This is a genomic window from Gluconobacter morbifer G707, assembly GCF_000234355.1.
Lineage (GTDB): Bacteria > Pseudomonadota > Alphaproteobacteria > Acetobacterales > Acetobacteraceae > Gluconobacter > Gluconobacter morbifer.
This window is the reverse complement of record NZ_AGQV01000001.1, coordinates 588459-605812: the sequence shown is the minus strand read 5'-3', so window position 1 is coordinate 605812 and position 17354 is coordinate 588459. Positions and strand designations below refer to the sequence as shown.

General features: G+C 60.1%; 15 protein-coding genes and 1 pseudogene. 9 read left to right on the top strand and 7 right to left on the bottom strand.

Annotation, left to right across the window (positions count from 1 at the left end):
- Nucleotides 1-88: 88 nt before the first annotated feature.
- The 6 genes from GMO_RS02720 to GMO_RS02695 all read left to right on the top strand — a co-directional run bounded on the left by GMO_RS02720 (nt 89) and on the right by GMO_RS02695 (nt 6448).
- Nucleotides 89-415 (top strand): hypothetical protein, encoded by a 327-nt coding sequence (locus tag GMO_RS02720; RefSeq protein WP_245528413.1) that lies wholly within the window; start codon nt 89-91, stop codon nt 413-415.
- 45 nt (nt 416-460) lie between these two features.
- Nucleotides 461-1438, top strand: coding sequence for an NHL repeat-containing protein (locus tag GMO_RS02715; RefSeq protein ID WP_008850726.1), 978 nt, complete (start codon nt 461-463; stop codon nt 1436-1438).
- Nucleotides 1439-1461: 23 nt separating this feature from the next.
- A complete protein-coding gene (gene thrC, locus GMO_RS02710) occupies nt 1462-2862 on the top strand; it encodes a threonine synthase (protein ID WP_008850725.1) in 1401 nt (466 codons plus the stop codon).
- Nucleotides 2863-2931: 69 nt separating this feature from the next.
- Nucleotides 2932-4197: a M16 family metallopeptidase gene (locus GMO_RS02705; protein WP_008850724.1), complete on the top strand. Its 1266-nt coding sequence runs from the start codon at nt 2932-2934 to the stop codon at nt 4195-4197.
- Complete coding sequence (locus GMO_RS02700) at nt 4194-5528, top strand: TldD/PmbA family protein (RefSeq protein WP_008850723.1); 1335 nt, start codon at nt 4194-4196, stop codon at nt 5526-5528. Before GMO_RS02705 ends, GMO_RS02700 begins: the two co-directional genes overlap by 4 nt.
- Nucleotides 5528-6448 (top strand): Tim44 domain-containing protein, encoded by a 921-nt coding sequence (locus GMO_RS02695; RefSeq protein WP_008850722.1) that lies wholly within the window; start codon nt 5528-5530, stop codon nt 6446-6448. The genes GMO_RS02700 and GMO_RS02695 overlap by 1 nt, the downstream gene beginning before the upstream one ends.
- 124 nt (nt 6449-6572) lie before the next feature.
- Here the strand turns inward: GMO_RS02695 and GMO_RS02690 are convergent.
- The 3 genes and pseudogenes from GMO_RS02690 to GMO_RS02680 form a co-directional block, all read right to left on the bottom strand.
- Nucleotides 6573-7448: pseudogene (locus GMO_RS02690) on the bottom strand (heme o synthase); the annotation flags it as partial.
- Between the two features lie 71 nt (nt 7449-7519).
- Nucleotides 7520-8692, bottom strand: a complete 1173-nt coding sequence (locus tag GMO_RS02685; RefSeq protein ID WP_008850720.1) for a cbb3-type cytochrome c oxidase subunit I — start codon at nt 8690-8692, stop codon at nt 7520-7522.
- Between the two features lie 84 nt (nt 8693-8776).
- Nucleotides 8777-9457, bottom strand: a complete 681-nt coding sequence (locus GMO_RS02680; RefSeq protein ID WP_008850719.1) for a class I SAM-dependent methyltransferase — start codon at nt 9455-9457, stop codon at nt 8777-8779.
- A gap of 166 nt (nt 9458-9623) precedes the next feature.
- Here GMO_RS02680 and GMO_RS02675 point away from each other — a divergent pair, with 166 nt between their 5' ends.
- Complete coding sequence (locus GMO_RS02675) at nt 9624-9821, top strand: hypothetical protein (RefSeq protein ID WP_139064342.1); 198 nt, start codon at nt 9624-9626, stop codon at nt 9819-9821.
- 5 nt (nt 9822-9826) lie between these two features.
- Here the strand turns inward: GMO_RS02675 and gshB are convergent, their stop codons facing one another.
- The 4 genes from gshB to uvrB all read right to left on the bottom strand — a co-directional run bounded on the left by gshB (nt 9827) and on the right by uvrB (nt 14108).
- Nucleotides 9827-10804, bottom strand: a complete 978-nt coding sequence (gene gshB, locus GMO_RS02670; protein WP_040507385.1) for a glutathione synthase — start codon at nt 10802-10804, stop codon at nt 9827-9829.
- Nucleotides 10805-10882: 78 nt separating this feature from the next.
- Nucleotides 10883-11308, bottom strand: a complete 426-nt coding sequence (locus tag GMO_RS02665) for an NUDIX hydrolase (protein ID WP_008850716.1) — start codon at nt 11306-11308, stop codon at nt 10883-10885.
- Nucleotides 11298-11807, bottom strand: coding sequence for a transcription elongation factor GreB (greB, locus tag GMO_RS02660; RefSeq protein WP_008850715.1), 510 nt, complete (start codon nt 11805-11807; stop codon nt 11298-11300). Before greB ends, GMO_RS02665 begins: the two co-directional genes overlap by 11 nt.
- A gap of 93 nt (nt 11808-11900) precedes the next feature.
- Nucleotides 11901-14108, bottom strand: a complete 2208-nt coding sequence (gene uvrB / locus GMO_RS02655; protein WP_008850714.1) for an excinuclease ABC subunit UvrB — start codon at nt 14106-14108, stop codon at nt 11901-11903.
- A gap of 158 nt (nt 14109-14266) precedes the next feature.
- On the opposite strand from uvrB, the gene GMO_RS02650 reads away from it, so the two are divergent.
- Nucleotides 14267-14683, top strand: a complete 417-nt coding sequence (locus GMO_RS02650; protein ID WP_008850713.1) for a hypothetical protein — start codon at nt 14267-14269, stop codon at nt 14681-14683.
- 213 nt (nt 14684-14896) lie between these two features.
- Nucleotides 14897-17260 carry a membrane-bound PQQ-dependent dehydrogenase, glucose/quinate/shikimate family gene (locus GMO_RS02645; RefSeq protein WP_008850712.1) on the top strand — a complete coding sequence of 788 codons (2364 nt, stop codon included), beginning with the start codon at nt 14897-14899 and terminating at the stop codon, nt 17258-17260.
- Nucleotides 17261-17354: the final 94 nt, after the last annotated feature.

The window sequence follows — 17354 nt, the reverse complement described above, 5'->3', positions numbered from 1 at the left end:
GTCTTCATTATTGAATGTATATGTTGCGCCCCTAGCAAGACCGAGCCAGAGGTTTCAGATCATGCATCTCGAACAACGGACAGGATCCGTGCCAGGACTGGTTTATGCCACCGTCCGTCAGGGCATGACGACCCGTACTTTCCCCATTGAAGTCCGCCGCACGGCGTCTGGCCATTATGTTGCCCTCATGCCCGACAACCGCTGGTCCATCGAATGCCTGACGGTCGAGGCTGCCCTTCTCATGTACGCTGCCATGGTTTTCCCTGTGGAACAGGAGCAGTCGCCCTGGCTGGCAAATCCGCGCCCTGCGCCTTTCCCGGCAGAGCGAATGGCGGCTGAAGACAGACGCGTCACCAGAACCCTTCTGCCCGGGGATGCAGGGCCGTCGAACAAAATGACTCCGGAACACTTCTGAACTTCAGGGGTTGCCAAAGCAGGCTGTCAGGTCAATGTCAGAAGCATGAAAAGCCGGTTTCTGTCTTCCATTGCCGTAACGACTGCCTTGGCAGTCTGCGCCCTATCCTCACCGGCCCGCGCCGACCATCCGTGGCAGGACGTTTCCAGCCCCGCGCATGTAGTGCAGGATTCTCCCGTTGCCAGTGTTGGTTCCACGGTCCTGCTCGCAATGGGAGACGGACGTTTTCTCGCGCTCGATCCACAGGGACACCCTGTCCAGATCGATTCGGAAAACGTGGCACATCCTTTCGGTTCGGATGCGCCCGGAAAACTGGTTGCCCTGACACGCGATGACGCGGACATCTGGGGCCTGACAGACAGCGACCAGTTATCCCTTGTCCATTTTTCTGCTCAGGGAAATGTTGTGGGCACCGTGCCCCTGAAAGACGCAACGATCGCGGGAAGCCATCTTGTGGCGTTGCAGGTCAGCCGAGGCCATGCCTATCTGGTTGACGAGGCCAAACCTGCGCTCGTCGTGGCCAATCTCTCTGATGGGAAGTCCAAACGCTTCTTGGGATATGATGCCTCCCTGACAGGACGGCGCCCTCTCCTGCGGGACGGAAAAATCAGCTACGGACCGGATGGCCGTCCTCAGGCGGGTGGAAATGTCCGCTTTCTGGCTCTGGACAACAAGGGACAGTGGCTGTTTTACCAGCCCGCCTGCGGTCCACTGTACCGGATTGACACAGCCCTGCTGACAGACCCGAACTTTACGCCCGTGGAGCAGCTGGACGGAATCGTCGAATGGCGTGACACGCCCGGTCTGGGTGGCCTGACGCTTTCCCCCGACAATGTCTTTTACATGTCAGACATCACAGAAGGGGCGCTGCTCAAATTCGGCGCTGACCGGATTCCACAACGTCTTATGCGGGACCGCCGCATGATCGATGCCGGTGCACTTGCCGTTGCCCCAAACCGGCAGATCGCCGTCCTGACAGACGAGAACGGAACAACCCATATTCTTCGCATCGCCTTGCCGTAAAAGGTCATGATATAAACCGCTCCATGCGCTACCGTTCCACTCGCGGCGACCTGACCGCCGACGCCCCGAATTTCTCTGACATTCTCCTTGCCGGCCTTGCCGGTGACGGAGGGCTCTACATGCCAGAAAGCTGGCCCCGGATCAGCGCTCAGACGTTCCGTGACTGGCGGGCCCTGTCCTATCCGGATCTGGCAGCGGAAGTCATTGCCCTGTTTTCCGAAGGCGCCATTGATTGCGATACCCTGCGGACCATGTGCCGTGACGCCTATGCAGGATTCGATCACGCCGCCATCGCGCCGCTCTGCGAGGTTGAGCAGGACCTGTTCTCACTGGAACTGTTCCACGGCCCCACGCTCGCCTTCAAGGACATGGCGATGCAGATGCTGGGCCGTCTGTTCGATCATGTCCTGACGCAGCGCAACCGCCATGTCACCATCGTTGGCGCAACCTCCGGAGATACCGGCTCCGCCGCCATCGAGGCCTGCCGCGGCCGCGAACGTCTGTCCGTCGTGATCCTGCACCCCAAAGGCCGGACATCGGAAGTGCAGCGGCGCCAGATGACGACCGTGCAGGACAGCAACATTTTGAACATCGCCGTCGACGGGGATTTCGACACCTGTCAGGATCTGATGAAGGCCATGTTCGCGGATCATACTTTCCGTGACGAAGTCTCTCTCTCGGCGGTCAATTCCATCAACTGGGCGCGCATTGCTGCACAGATTCCATATTATGTCCGCGCCGCGCTTGCGCTGGGCGCGCCGGACCGGGAAGTCTCCTTCGCAGTCCCGACAGGAAATTTCGGCAATGTCCTCGCCGCCTGGGCCGCACGGGAAATGGGACTACCGATCCGACATCTCTGCATCGGCTCCAACCGCAACGATATCCTGACGCGGTTCCTGCTCGATAATGACATGAGCGTCCGCCGCGTGGAGCCAAGCCTGTCTCCGTCCATGGATATTCAGGTTTCGTCCAATTTCGAGCGCCTGCTGTTCGAACTGCTCGACCGCAATGCAACCCGCTGCGCCGCCATCATGCGCGAATTCCGGGAAACGGGACGCATGGCCGTACCCCATGACGCATGGATGCGCATGAGGGACGTCTTCCAGGGCATGACGCTGACGGACGAACAGACTTCAGAGGCCATGCGGCTCTTCTATAACGAGAGCCTGTATCTCGCGGACCCCCATACGGCCATAGGACTGGCGGTCGGACGGCAGTTCAAGGAGCCGGGCATTCCAATGGTCGCCGCGGCCACCGCCCACCCCGCCAAGTTCCCGGATGCCGTTTTCGCCGCAACAGGGATCAAACCCGAACTCCCCCCCCATCTTGCCGATCTGTTCGAACGGCAGGAGCGTTACGATACAATGAGCAGCCAGCTTGCCACCATACAGGACGCCGTTCGCGCCCATATCCGTCACGGCTGACCAACTTGCAGCTTTCCCCAGGCTCCCCATCTCAGGGAGCCTGTTCTTTTTCTGACATTACGGATCCTCATGCCCGACACGATTGAAGTCACCACGCTCGAAAACGGCCTGACCATCGTCACTGAACGGATGGAACGCGTCGAGACCGTATCCTTCGGTGCCTATGTCTCCATCGGCACCCGCGATGAAACCGTGGAGAACAATGGCGTTTCCCACTTTCTCGAACACATGGCCTTCAAGGGAACCGAACGACGCTCCGCCATCCGGATCGCCGAGGAGATCGAGAATGTCGGCGGCTTCATCAACGCCTATACCGCGCGGGAAACAACGGCCTATTACGTCAAGCTCCTCAAGAACGACCTGGCGCTCGGCGTGGATATCATTGGCGACATCCTGACGCACAGCACCTTCCTGGACGCCGAAATCGAGCGTGAACGGGGCGTGATCCTGCAGGAAATCGGACAGGCCAACGACACACCCGATGACATCATCTTCGACCAGTTTCAGGAACGCGCCTTCCCAGAGCAGCCCATGGGACGTCCGACACTGGGAACGGAGAAGCTCGTCTCGGACATGACGCGCGAGACGCTCATGACCTACATGCGCGAGCATTACACCACCCACAACATCACGGTTGCGGCAGCCGGCAACCTGCATCACCAGCAGGTCGTGGACCTGGTAAAGGAGCATTTCCAGGATCTGCCAACCCACCGCACGCCCCAGCCGCGCAGCGCAGCCTATGCAGGCGGCGACCTGCGCACCACACGGGAACTGGACCAGGCCCATCTGGTCATGGGCTTCCCCTCCGTGGACTATCATCATCCCGACCATTACGCCGTGATGATCCTCTCCACGCTGCTGGGCGGCGGCATGTCATCGCGGCTGTTCCAGGAAATCCGGGAGCGGCGCGGACTTGTGTACAGTGTCTACGCCTTTGCCTCCCCCTTCAGCGACAGCGGGCTGTTCGGTCTCTATGCCGGAACGGGCGAGGAACAGACGGCTGAACTCATCCCTGTCATGATCGATGAACTCAAGCGCCTTCAGGATGGCCTTGGAACGGAAGAACTCGCGCGGGCGCGGGCGCAGCTCAAATCCTCCCTGCTGATGTCGCTTGAAAGCACGGGCAGCCGGTGCGAACAGCTGGCCCGGCAGATGCAGGTTCACGGACGCCCTGTCCCGACGGCGGAGACCGTAGGCCGTATCGACAGCGTGACGGAAGAGGACATCCTGCGCGTCGCCCGGACCATCTTCTCCGGCACCCCGACCTTTACAGCCATCGGCCCGGTTGGAAACATGCCATCCATTGAGGACATCACAGCAAGGCTGGCAGCATGACAATCACCACGCACGTTGAAGCCCTTCTGGCAGCGGCCAGACGCCACGGCGCGGATCAGGCGGACGCCATCCTGATCCGTAACGAGGCCGAAGCCGCCCTTGTCCGCAAGGGCGTCCCCGAAGACATCGAACGGTCGGAGGACGTGACGCTGGGCCTGCGGGTCTTCCGGGGCAAACGGGCAGCAGCCGTTTCAACGAGCGTTCTTGACGAGCGAGAATTCGACCGGCTGGCCGAACAGGCCTGCGCCATGGCGCTTGTGGTGCCGGAAGACCGCTTTGCAGGGCTCGCCCCCAATGCCCTGACCGGACATTTCGATGCCACGGGCCTTGATCTGGATGATCCCGCCCAGCTGGACATGGATGCGCTGCTGGCCCACGCCCGACTGGCGGAAGAGGTCGCACTGTCCCATACAGGCATCACCAACACCAACGGCGCTTCCGCAAGCCGGGGACGCGCCACGGTGGTTCTGGGAACATCAGCCGGCTTCATGGGCTGCTACAGCCGCACCTCCCATTCGATCAGCGCCAGCGTTCTTGCGGGTGAAGGGCCGTCCATGCAGCGGGATTACGCCTATCACAGCGCGGTCCACCTGTCCGATCTGGACGCGCCAGAGGTTATAGGCCAGGAGGCTGCAGAGCGCGTTCTGGCGCGCCTCAGTCCCGGACGCCCGAAAACGGGAACCTACAGCGTCATTTACGATCCAAGGGTCTCCAGCACGTTGCTGGGGCACCTGGTTGCGGGAATCAACGGAGCAGCCGTGGCGCGCGGAACCTCTTTCCTCAAGGACGCCATGAAGACCCGTGTCCTAGGGGCCGGACTGCGCGTTCACGATGACCCAAGGCGCCCGAGAGGACCTGCGTCCCGTCCATTCGACGGGGAAGGATGCTTTGCCGGACCGCTTGATCTGGTGGAGGATGGCATTCTCCAGACCTTGCTTCTGGATTCCCGGAGCGGACGGCAGCTTGACCTGCCGTCCAATGGCCGCGCCAGCCGTGGCGTCACCTCCCCTCCCAGCCCAAGCGTGACAAATCTTCATCTCGCGGCCGGAACCCTTTCACCAGAAGCCCTGCGTTCCGATATCAGGGAAGGAATACTGGTAACGGAGCTCATGGGCTCATCGGTCAACATGCTGACCGGCGATTACAGCCGGGGCGCATCCGGCTTCATGATCCGGAACGGGGAAATTGCCGAACCCGTGGCGGAACTGACGATCGCCGGAAATCTGCGTGACATGCTGGCCCGGATGGTGCCTGCCAGTGATCTTACATTCCGGAGAAGCGTTAACGCTCCAAGCCTTCGGATTGACGGCATGAACATTGCAGGACTTTGATGCGTAAGAACCGCCTTTTCCCCCTCGCCCTGGCGCTGCTCTGCGTTCTGGGAACCGCTGACGCCCGCCCCGGCGGCGGTGGTTCCATGGGAAGCCGTGGCTCCCATACGTGGAGCGCCCCGCCCCGGACCTCTCTCACACCCGGCTGGGCCCGCCCCATGGACCGGACAATGACACCGCGTCAGGAGTTCGCTCCCGCGGCGCCACGCCCCATGCCCGGCTATGGAGCACGACCGCCCTATGGGCCCGGTTACGCCAACCGGCATCCTTTCATGACCGGCTTTGCGGGCGGTCTTCTGGGTGCAGGACTGTTCGGCCTGTTGAGCGGACATGGCATGTTTGGCGGAATGACCGGCTTTACGTCCCTGTTCGGCTTCTTGCTTCAGGTTCTGATCATCGGCGCACTGATCGTGTTCCTGCTGCGGATGTTCGGCCAGCGCCGCATGTCCGGTGGTCTGGGCAGCGGCATGGCCATGCCCGGAACGGCCCGTCCGGCTGGAGGCAACAGCGTGCCGGTTACCCTGACAAACGAGGACTACCGGAGCTTCCAGAAGCTTCTGCTGGATATCCAGGCAGCCTGGAGCGCGCAGAACATGCGCGCCATCACCACGATGGTGACACCGGAAATGGCCAGCTATTTCAGTGAGCAGCTTTCGGACCTTGCCAGCCGTGGCGCACGCAACATCGTGTCCAATATCCAGTTCCTGCGCGGAGACCTGTCCGAGGCATGGCGCGAGGGCAACCTGACCTACGCCACGGTCGCAATGCGATACTCGATGACGGACGTAACGACCGATTCGTTCGGAAACGTGATTGACGGCAGTTCCACCCAGCCCGTCACCGTGACGGAGCTCTGGACGTTCGTCCGGGCCGATGGTCGCGGCAACTGGATCCTTTCAGCCATCCAGCAGGCTGGCTGAAAGGACAGATGCGCCCGTCAGAGTCTGACAAGCGCAACCATATAAAAGACGACTGCCAGAAGAATGACACCGCCGACAATGCCGACAATCCGGCTTTGCCGGCGGAAGGTTGCAGGATCGGTTTTCATGCCAGAAGCACCCGGTCAACGAGCAGTCCACAGAACAGCAGGAAAAGATAGGCCAGCGAGTAGCGGAAAGCGAAACGCGCCGGCTTGTCCTTCGTCAGGCTGACGCCATTGGCGTCCTGCTTGTCCATCAGGACGCGGACAGCACAGAGAATGAAGCCAAGATCCAGAAGACTGGTCACGACCGTATAGGTCATGCCGCATTCATGGACAAAGGACGGCACCAGCGAAACAGCCGTCAGGATGAAGGTGTAGATCAGGATCTGCCAGCGCGTATGCCGCGCACCACGAACAACCGGCAGCATGGGGATGCCCGCCTTGTCGTAATCCTTGCAGGCATACAGGGACAGGGACCAGAAATGCGGCGGCGTCCACAGGAAAACGATGGCAAACATCGCCACAGGCAGGATGGCCATGGAATCCATGGAGGCAGCCCAGCCGATCATGGGCGGAAAAGCCCCCGCCGCCCCGCCGATCACGATGTTCTGCGGCGTACTGCGCTTGAGCCACATCGTGTAGATGACGCTGTAAAAGAAAATCGAAAACGCCAGAATCCCGGCTGCCAGGGCGTTTGTGGCAACCCACAGGACCAGCACGGACATGACGGACAGCACCACGCCATAAACCAGCGCGCTCTGCTCCGGCATCCGCCCATCCGGAATGGGGCGAACATTGGTACGACGCATGACCGCATCAATGTCGCGGTCATACCACATATTGATGGCGCCAGCCGCCCCTGCCCCGATGCAGATGCACAGAATGGTCACCAGCCCCACCGGGATGGACGGCCAGCGGGGCGCGACGGCCATGCCAGCGGCTCCCGTGAAGACAACGAGGGAAATCACCCTCGGCTTCAGGAGCGCCAGCCACTCCCGCAGGGACGGATCACCATTATGACCCGGAACAGAAAAAATCCCCTGAGGGTTCAGGGGCGTTACAGCTTTGCTCATGCGGATACCCGGTTGCGACCGGTCTCCCTGATCAGGAAAAGCCCAAGAAGCCCGAATGTCATCAGACTAAGCCCCATCACGGCATCGCCCACCACCATGAACTGCGGCAGCACCGAGCAGATGGCGCCCACCACGGTCAGGAGAGCATGGCCACGGATAAGAGCCCCGGGAACGCGATTCGGCAACTGGGCCTGGAGCCAGGCATAAAAGCCTCCGCAGATCGCCATAACCCCGCCGAAAGCAGCAGCGGAATGATCAATGACATGTCCGGGCATGACGTCCGACAGCCAGCCTGCGGTGAACAGGACGAGACTGCCCAGCGCCCAGAACGCCGTTCCGTCCAGTTCGCGATGCTGTGTCCAGACATCACGGCACAGGGCACCAATCAGAAGAACGGATGGCACGATCTGGCTGAGCAGAAGAAGGTTATGGACAACCGGTGCCGGCACATTACCAAAAAAGCTGTTCACCCAGACCAGCGGCCCCAGCACCCCGGTGACTGCAAAGACATAGGGAGCGACTTTCCAGCAGGCGGACTGTCCTGCCTTCTGGGGCAGCAGATATGTGATCAGTCCGAGAGCCGGCGTCAGCATCAGGGCCGTCTCGGGCAGATGCAGCATCTGCACCAGGGTTTCCGGAGTAACGGTACGGGAACCGGTCCAGAACACGCGCGTTACGATAGCAGCCAGAACCGGCGCGATCACCACCACACCAGACGCCGTAGCGAGAAGAGACCAAGCCAGCGGGGACATCCCGCGGAAGCGGACTGTCCGCCCTTCCAGACAGGTGGTGATGACATCCGTTGCGACGGACAGGCTACCAAGAGCCCAGAGAAGCAGTGCAGCCAGCGGCATGACGGGAAGCAGAACAATCCCTGCGGAGAGGAACCCAAATCCTGCAAGGGTCGCGCCCGGCAGGACACTTCGGGAGGTTCCCAGTTCCTCTGGCAGAAGCCATTGCCCGAACCCGCCCAGTGCTGCGGGACAGACCACGAAGAACGTCATCAGGATCCCGTGACACAGCGTCTGACCAGCCGTTGGATGAACCTGAAGTACCGGAAGGGCCAGTGCTCCTCCCAGCAGTCCGGCGAAAAGTGCCAGAAGAATGAAGGACGTTCCCAAACGACGGCTGGAAAGAGAAGAACTGGAGTCGTAGGCCTGAGGTATCATGATCGCGTATTCGGTCCCTTGCCAAGGAATACCGCAGCGAGCGTCGGAATACTCGGCGCCGGCAGAACCGGAACCATACGCCGATCAGGCGACCAGGGCTGCTGCGTCGCTTTTACTCTCGCATTGCGGCAATGTCACGAGTGTAAACAGTCCGGCAGGTGGAACAGGGGTCAGGGTCGCCCGGCGCAGGTCTTCCGGCGGCAGCAGAGACTCGATGGCGAAGTCCGGATGCCAGCCCAGCGAGCGGGAAGCGCGCGCCATGCCCCGTTCGACCGTCAGACGCAGACCACCAGTGGCCAGGAAGTGGTTCACGAACAGGATATGACCACCCGGACGCACGACGCGCTTGAGTTCCGCCAGAAGACGGTCCGGATGCGGGACGACGGATGCAACGAACATCGCAACCGCGATATCGAAGCTGTCATCAGCGAACGTGGTCGCTTCAGCGTCCATTTCCAGCAGGTCATCGACATTCGTCAGATGATCCTGAAGAACACGCAGACGGGCGCGTTCGAGCATGTCCTCGGAAAGATCAATGCCCGTGATGCGTTTGTTTTTGGAATAGGCTGGCAGGGCAAGGCCCGTCCCGACGCCGACTTCCAGTACTTTCTCCCCGGGCAGGGCGTTGACGGCGGCGACGGCACGCTTGCGCCCGTAACCGGAAATTCCGCCGAAAACCGTATCATAAACACGCGCCCATCGGCGATAGGCCGTTTTGACGGCCTCCGCGTCCAGTGCAGAACGCGGGGAGAGAGTGGAGGACATAGAATATAGGACCTTCTGTGTCAGCTTTTCACCAAAAGTGAGAAAGCATGTCCGAAACCTGTTCAGCTGGGTCCTTCTTGCCCTTCCGGACAGGCATCTGGCAAGACACACCATGCAGATGAGCGGTTCACATCCTGATCCACACGCCGCTCAGGAAGGAGCTCTCATGCTGAATTATTTCCTGATCCTGCTCTGTATCATCGTCTGGCCAACCGTTTACTGCATCTTTTTCCGCGAGCAGATTTCGGACTGGTTTGCGAACCGCTTCGGTCGTGACAAACCCGTTGAAAACACAGAGGGAGAAATATTAGAGGTCTCTCTCCCCTTCAGTTACGAAAAGCCACAGGAAAACGGGCAGAAATAGCTTTCTCAGGAGGCCAGACGTGCCTCGATGGCATCCCAGATCAGCGCCGCGCTGTTGATTCCTTCAAAGCGATCCAGCTCCTGCAGGCCCGTCGGAGAAGTGACGTTGATCTCGGTCAGCCAGTCTCCGATAACGTCGATCCCGGTGAAAATCAGGCCATGTTCCCGCAGATAGGGGCCGATTGCCGCGCAGATCTCGAGATCCCTGTCCGTCAGGGCTGCGCGTTCGGCACGTCCTCCGACATGCATGTTGGACCGCGCCTCTCCCGTAGCGGGAACACGGTTGATCCCGCCAATGGGTTTTCCATCCACGAGAATGATCCGTTTGTCACCCTGCCGGACCGCCGGTTCATAGCGCTGGATCATCAGCGGCTCACGGGAACGTGCGAAATGCATCTCCAGCAGAGCCCCCAGATTTTCGTCTCCCGGCTTGATTCGGAAGATGCCCGCACCGCCATTGCCATAGAGCGGCTTGACGATGATATCCTCGTACTTTTCACGGAAAGCCGTGATTTCGCGCGGATCCCAGGTGATGAGAGTCGGTGGCATCAGATGCGGAAAATGCGTCACGAGCAGCTTTTCGGGCGCATTGCGAACTGCGACCGGATCATTCACCACAAGGGAAAGCCCCTCTCCCACGCCATGAATATGTTCGAGCATATGCGTGGCAGTGATGTACCCCATGTCAAAGGGAGGATCCTGACGCATCAGGATGACATCCGTTTCACCCAGATCCAGCATCTGCTCGTCTCCGAACAGGGCGTGATCGCCTTTCTGCCGCCGGACATCCACACGCCGTGCACGGGCCTGAACACGACCACCGCGTCCCTGCCCTTCCACCAGACTGAGGGACGTGACCGGATAGACCCAGAGTTCATATCCCCGGCTCTGGGCTTCGAGCATGAGGGCAAAAGTGGAGTCGGCGTCGATGTTGACCTGTTCGAGCGGGTCCATCTGTACGGCAACCCGGAGCAAGCGGGACATGAAGGAAAACTCCGTAAAAAAAGCGTTCGTAAGCTGTAGCGGGCAGAACTCTTTTTTCAAAGCCGGCGCCGTTCCGCTTCAGGTGGAAGCGGTCTTTCCCGAACCGCGCGCACGAAGCGCACTAATGGCCTGCACCGCAGCAGCGGTCAGGGGCCCAGGCAGGGCATCCAGCGCGAACCAGCCAAACGCGCCGTGCTTCTCCGGCTCCATCAGACGCGCCGTGCCCTCCGGACGCACCACGAGCCAGACAGGCGCGATCCAGTGGGTTCCGGCATCGCGGTCAATCTGATCAATCACACATAACAGGTCCGAGGCGCTGACCCGCAGACCCGTCTCTTCCATGACTTCCCGCTCTACGGCAGCCCGAACGGGTTCGAAAAGATCCACCTTCCCTCCCGGAAGCCCCCAGCATCCGGCCTCGGGATCCCGTTTCCGCCGGATCAGAAGCAGACGGCCATCCACCAGAATGGCCGCGCCACATCCAATGCGCGGTTCAGTCTGCATCGGAACCCCTGGCAGGATAGGATATTTTCAGGATTTCGATCTCGACCGGACCACGCGGGGTTTGAAGCATTGCAACATCTCCGACTCGCGTACGCATCAGCGCACGGGCGATGGGTGAGACAAGGCTGACCTCCCCACGCGCCAGATCGGATTCGTCCACCCCGAGGATTGTCACGGTGTGTTCGACGTCATCTTCATCGACATACGTGACAGTAGCGCCAAAAAAGACCCGGTCCCGCGTGGTCTGGTCGGCGGGATTGACGATCACCGCCTTTTCAAGCCGTTTGGACAGGAAACGCAGCCGCCTGTCGATTTCGCGCAGGCGCCGCTTGCCGTACTGGTAATCCGCGTTTTCAGACCGGTCACCGTTTCCCGCCGCCCATGAGACGATCTCGACGATACGGGGACGTTCCTTCTGGGCTAGTTCTTTCAGTTCGGCGCGCATAACCTCCGCACCACGTGGAGAGAGATAGTGGGAAAGCGGTGTCTTTTCAGACATCGTGGCTCCTGATCCTGAAACATGTCCCGTCCGCGGACGCAAAGATCGTCCTGCTACCATGAATGCCGCAGCCAGTCCTGCGGCGTGACACGGTCAGCGTCCCCGGCCGCGCTTTTTCTTCGCCGGATCATAACCGCCACCACCCGGACCAAGAGGCGTCGGGGTTTTGGACTTCCGGCCGGCTCCCGGCCTACCTGCGACCGAAGTGGCAACAGGAGGTGGCTCCAGCCCCATATCGATGGCTTCAAGGCGGCGAATTTCATCGCGCAGCCTGGCAGCCTGCTCGAAATCCAGATTGGCGGCAGCATCCCGCATCCGTTTTTCAAGTTCGCCAATCGTGACAGGCAGCGACTTGCCCACGAATTCTTCGGTGTCCCCAGCCGCGTCGGGCGTAACGGTGACGTAATCCTGCTCGAAGATGGAAGACAGCGCATCGCCGATCTTCGAGCGGACGGTCTGCGGCGTAATGCCGTGCTCCGTATTCCATTCCATCTGGCGGGCGCGGCGGCGGGCCGTTTCCTCGATGGCGAAGTTCAGACTGTCCGTCATCTTGTCGGCATACAACAGAACACGCCCTTCAATGTTACGGGCCGCACGACCAATTGTCTGGATCAGGGAAGTTCGGGAACGGAGAAAACCTTCCTTGTCCGCATCCAGAATGGCGACGAGCGCACATTCGGGAATGTCGAGCCCCTCGCGCAGCAGGTTGATACCCACCAGCACATCGAACGCGCCCAGACGCAGGTCACGGATGATCTCGATACGCTCCAGCGTATCCACGTCCGAATGCAGGTACCGGACCTTGATCCCGGCTTCCCCGAGATATTCCGTCAGATCTTCCGCCATACGCTTGGTCAGCGTCGTGACAAGGACGCGCCCGCCCTGGGCAATGGTTTCGCGTGCCTCATGCAATAGATCATCCACCTGCCCTTCCACAGGCTTGACGATGGTAACAGGGTCGATCAGTCCGGTCGGACGGATGATCTGTTCAGCAAAGACACCCCCTGTCTGCTCCATTTCCCACGGCCCCGGCGTCGCGGAGACGAAAATGGACTGCGGGCGAAAGGCATTCCACTCCCCGAAAGCCAGCGGACGGTTGTCAATGCAGGACGGAAGGCGGAAACCATAATCCGACAGCACGCTTTTCCGCGCCCTGTCCCCACGTTCCATGCCGCCGATCTGAGGCACTGTGACGTGACTTTCATCCACGATCAGCAGCGCATCTTCGGGAAGATATTCAAACAGGGTTGGCGGCGGATCACCGGGACCACGCCCGGAGAGATAGCGGGAATAGTTCTCAATCCCCTTGCACGCACCGGTCGTCTCGATCATCTCGAGATCGAAAGTTGTCCGCTGTGACAGACGCTCGGCCTCCAGTAGCTTCCCCTCTTCGGTAAACTCCGTCAACCGCCCGCGCAGCTCGTTCTTGATCCCGATCATCGCCTGATTGAGCGTCGGCCGCGGCGTGACGTAGTGGGAATTGGCGTAAACGCTGATTTCCGCCAGATCCGCCGTCTTGTTCCCCGTCAGGGGATCAAACTCGATGATCTGATCAATCTCATCCCCGAACAGGGACACACGCCAGGCACGGTCTTCATTCTGGACCGGAAAAATATCGATCTGCTCACCGCGGACACGAAACGTCCCGCGCTCGAAAGCGGCATCGTTGCGGCGGTACTGGAGTTCGACCAGCGCCTTGATCAGTTTTTCCCGGTCGATCGTACCGCCCACTTCGAGTCGCACGACCATTTTCGAATAGGTCTCGACCGAACCGATACCGTAGATGCAGGAGACGGATGCGACGATGATGACATCGTTACGCTCCAGCAGCGCCTGGGTGGCGGCATGGCGCATCCGGTCGATCTGCTCGTTGATCTGGCTGTCTTTCTCGATATACGTGTCCGAGCGCGGAACGTAGGCCTCCGGCTGGTAGTAATCATAGTACGAGACGAAATACTCGACCGCATTATCCGGAAAGAACTGCTTCATCTCCCCATAGAGCTGAGCGGCCAGCGTCTTGTTCGGCGCAAGGATCAGCGTCGGTTTCTGGGTCTTCTCGATGACCTTCGCCATACTGAAGGTCTTGCCCGACCCGGTCACACCCAGAAGAACCTGATTGCGCTCCCCGTTTTCCACGCCTTCCACCAGTTCGGCGATCGCCGTGGGCTGATCGCCAGCGGGTTCATAGTCGGATTTGACGACGAATTTCCGTGTCTTGGGTTTAGGAGGCTGCTTTTCGGGGATGAATGCCGTCAGAGGCATGGCATCGGCATTGCGGAGAGCGGAAGGTTTTCTGGCCATGGGTCCAAGGTGGGAAAGAGGAAACGATACGGCAAGTGGGCTCTACGGTCCGCGAGCGTTCCGGTTCAGTATCTTTGTGACAATCCATTGCCAAAAGGGTGGAGAGACTCGTCCACCAGCGCTATCACTTCTGACGCATCTTTGAAGGATCAGCCGTCATGGACGTTCAGACGATCGAGCAGACATACAACCAGCTTCAGCAGCAGGCCCAGCAATCCGCACAGGCTCTTCAGGCTCTGGGTACCAAAATGCAGGCCGCAGCGCAGGGCGGAGACATGCAGGCCCGTGAGTGGTCGCTGGATCTTCGCGAACTGGCCCTCTCCTTCCAGGCGGAACAGCAGGAAGTCACCAATCTCCTCCAGCAGCTTCACGCCGCGCTGGCCAACGCCCAGACCCCACAGCCCCAGAACTATACACCCGCCCCTTACGAGGCCCGCCCGCCCGTTCAGGCCGTCGAACCACAGCAGCAGTCCGACAATTTCGTCAACAACATCCTGAATTCCGGATTTGCACGCTCCGTTGAAGCCGGAGCGGGTTTCAGCATCGGAAACGATCTCATCAAGGAAATCTTCTGACCCTTCTGACGCCGGGTCCGGAGAGCATCATTTTCTTATTCAACATGTGATATTTCAATATATTATCTCATGGTAATGTTACATATAACATAGCTTAACTCATGTCATGCATCGCTCTGATCGATCCTGATCAAAGGATTTCAGCGCAATGTCCATCAGACCCTTATCTGTTTCAGACGCCGCTCCGGCCTCCCTCATGGGAGGACACGGCTGATGTCCAGCAGCCTGCGCATGCTTTCGACGGCAATCGGCATCCTGGGCGCCCTCATGGCCGCCTTTCTCATCGTCGAAGGCGGCCGCCTCATCCTCTGGGGTGGTTCATGGTTCTATGCGATCGCCGGGATCGCTCTCGCCACCAGCAGCTTCTACATGATCCGTCGAAACATTCTCTCGACCTGGATCGCCCTCGGGCTTCTGACTGCGACCATCCTGTGGTCGCTGTCTGAAGTCGGATTTGCCTTCTGGCCAAGTTTTTCCCGCCTGATCGTGTTCCTGTGCATCGCCCTGATCGCCACACTGATGGCGCCATGGCTCAATGGAGCGGGACGGCAGTTTTTTTCACGGACCGTCACGGGCGCAACGGCAGGCGTACTTGGCGTAGCACTTCTGGCTTTTCTGGGCGGAATGTTCCGCGTGCACCCTGCCATTGCGCCGGACGGTCAGTCCCATCCCCGGGAAACCGCCTCCGCCAGCAAACCCGGCCAAATGGAGCATGACTGGCCGGCCTACGGACGGACCGCATCAGGCACGCGCTATGCGGATCTCACGCAGATCAACCGCGACAATGTCCGCCATCTCCGGGTCGCCTGGACTTATCGCACCGGAGACATGGCGCTCAACGGCGCGGAATTTCAGGGCACACCCATCAAGATCGGCGACACGGTCTATATCTGTTCGCCCCATAACATCGTTTCAGCACTCGACCCGGACACGGGAACAGAAAAATGGAACTTCGACCCCCATGCCCACACGAAGGTATGGCAGCGCTGCCGCGGCGTCGGATATTGGCATGACAGCACGGCGACCGATGCAAACGCACCCTGCGCATCCCGCATCGTGCTCACAACCATCGACGCCCGCCTCTTCACCCTTGACGCACGCACAGGTCAGACCTGCCCGGGCTTTGGTGACAACGGGGCCGTCAATCTTCTGACCGGCCTGGGGCCGACCGCCCCCGGCTCCTATTATCCAACGGCCGCTCCCCTCATAGCAGGCGATATTGTCGTCATTGGCGGGCGCATTGCCGATAACGAACGCACCGGCGAACCTTCCGGTGTCGTCCGCGGCTATGACGTCCGCACCGGCGCGCAGGTCTGGGCGTGGGACGCCACCAACCCACACCGGGGCACCACACCGCTCGCACCGGGTGAGATCTACCCGCCCGAAACCCCCAACCTGTGGGGAACGGCCAGCTACGATCCGAAACTCAATCTCGTCTTTTTCCCCCTCGGCAACCAGACGCCTGATTTTTGGGGCGGCAACCGCAGCAAGGCTTCGGATGAATATAACGACGCCTTTGTAGCCGTGGACGCAAAAACCGGCGACGAACGCTGGCACTTCCGCACGACCAATCATGACCTCGTGGACTACGACGCAACGGCGCAACCCATTCTCTACGATATCCCGGATGGTCACGGTGGAACACGCCCCGCCATCATCGCCATGACCAAACGTGGCCAGATTTTCGTGCTGGACCGGCGTGACGGGACGCCCATCATTCCCGTCGAAATGCGCAAGGTTCCGCAGGATGGCGCGCCCGCTGGCCAGTATCTGGCGCCTGAACAGCCCTTTTCCGCCCTTTCCATCGGGACGGATCGGCTGAAAGCCAGTGACATGTGGGGCGGAACGATCTTTGACCAGCTCCTGTGCCGCATTCAGTTCGCCTCATATCGTTACGAAGGAGAATTCACACCCATCAACGAAAAGCAGGCCGCCATTATTTATCCAGGCTATTATGGCGGCATCAACTGGGGCGGCGGCGCGGTGGACGAAAGCACCGGAACGCTTCTCGTCAATGACATCCGCATGGCGCAGTGGGGCAAATTCATCAAGCAGGATGAGGCACGGCGCATCGGCTTCAAACCCACAGCAGAGGGAGAATACTCCGAACAGAAAGGGACACCCTGGGGTGTCGTGCGCTCCATGTTCTTCTCACCAGCGGGTCTCCCCTGCGTAAAGCCACCATACGGCACGATGAACGCGATTGATCTTCAGAGTGGCAGGATCAAATGGAGCATGCCCCTGGGCTCGATCCGTGACATGCCTATCCACGGCTTCGTGCCGGGACTGGAAATTCCACTCGGCATGCCAACCATGAGCGGCCCATTGGTTACGCACAGCGGCCTGGTCTTCTTTTCAGGCACGCTCGACAATTACGTCCGCGCACTCAACACCGACACAGGAGAAGTCATCTGGAAAGCCCGGCTTCCGGTTGCCTCGCAGGCAGCGCCCATGAGCTACCTGTCGGATCAGACAGGCAGACAGTATATCGTCGTTACGGCAGGCGGCCTGACCCGCTCCGGTGTTGACAAGAACCGCGGCGACTATGTCATCGCCTATAGCCTGCCTTCCGAATAAAACGCCAATTCTCCGAGGGGCGGATACCGCCCCCGGATTACAGAAACAAAAAAAAGGGCGCTCCCACTGCGGGAAGCGCCCCTTTTTTCAGACC

Excerpts from the sequence above, each read along its gene's own strand:
- GMO_RS02715 (WP_008850726.1), top strand. The coding sequence starts at position 461 with ATGAAAAGCCGGTTTCTGTCTTCCATTGCCGTAACGACTGCCTTGGCA.
- thrC (WP_008850725.1), top strand. The coding sequence starts at position 1,462 with ATGCGCTACCGTTCCACTCGCGGCGACCTGACCGCCGACGCCCCGAAT.
- GMO_RS02705 (WP_008850724.1), top strand. The coding sequence starts at position 2,932 with ATGCCCGACACGATTGAAGTCACCACGCTCGAAAACGGCCTGACCATC.
- GMO_RS02700 (WP_008850723.1), top strand. The coding sequence starts at position 4,194 with ATGACAATCACCACGCACGTTGAAGCCCTTCTGGCAGCGGCCAGACGC.
- GMO_RS02695 (WP_008850722.1), top strand. The coding sequence starts at position 5,528 with ATGCGTAAGAACCGCCTTTTCCCCCTCGCCCTGGCGCTGCTCTGCGTT.
- GMO_RS02685 (WP_008850720.1), bottom strand. The coding sequence starts at position 8,692 with ATGATACCTCAGGCCTACGACTCCAGTTCTTCTCTTTCCAGCCGTCGT.
- GMO_RS02680 (WP_008850719.1), bottom strand. The coding sequence starts at position 9,457 with ATGTCCTCCACTCTCTCCCCGCGTTCTGCACTGGACGCGGAGGCCGTC.
- GMO_RS02675 (WP_139064342.1), top strand. The coding sequence starts at position 9,624 with ATGCTGAATTATTTCCTGATCCTGCTCTGTATCATCGTCTGGCCAACC.
- gshB (WP_040507385.1), bottom strand. The coding sequence starts at position 10,804 with ATGTCCCGCTTGCTCCGGGTTGCCGTACAGATGGACCCGCTCGAACAG.
- GMO_RS02665 (WP_008850716.1), bottom strand. The coding sequence starts at position 11,308 with ATGCAGACTGAACCGCGCATTGGATGTGGCGCGGCCATTCTGGTGGAT.
- greB (WP_008850715.1), bottom strand. The coding sequence starts at position 11,807 with ATGTCTGAAAAGACACCGCTTTCCCACTATCTCTCTCCACGTGGTGCG.
- uvrB (WP_008850714.1), bottom strand. The coding sequence starts at position 14,108 with ATGGCCAGAAAACCTTCCGCTCTCCGCAATGCCGATGCCATGCCTCTG.
- GMO_RS02650 (WP_008850713.1), top strand. The coding sequence starts at position 14,267 with ATGGACGTTCAGACGATCGAGCAGACATACAACCAGCTTCAGCAGCAG.
- GMO_RS02645 (WP_008850712.1), top strand. The coding sequence starts at position 14,897 with ATGTCCAGCAGCCTGCGCATGCTTTCGACGGCAATCGGCATCCTGGGC.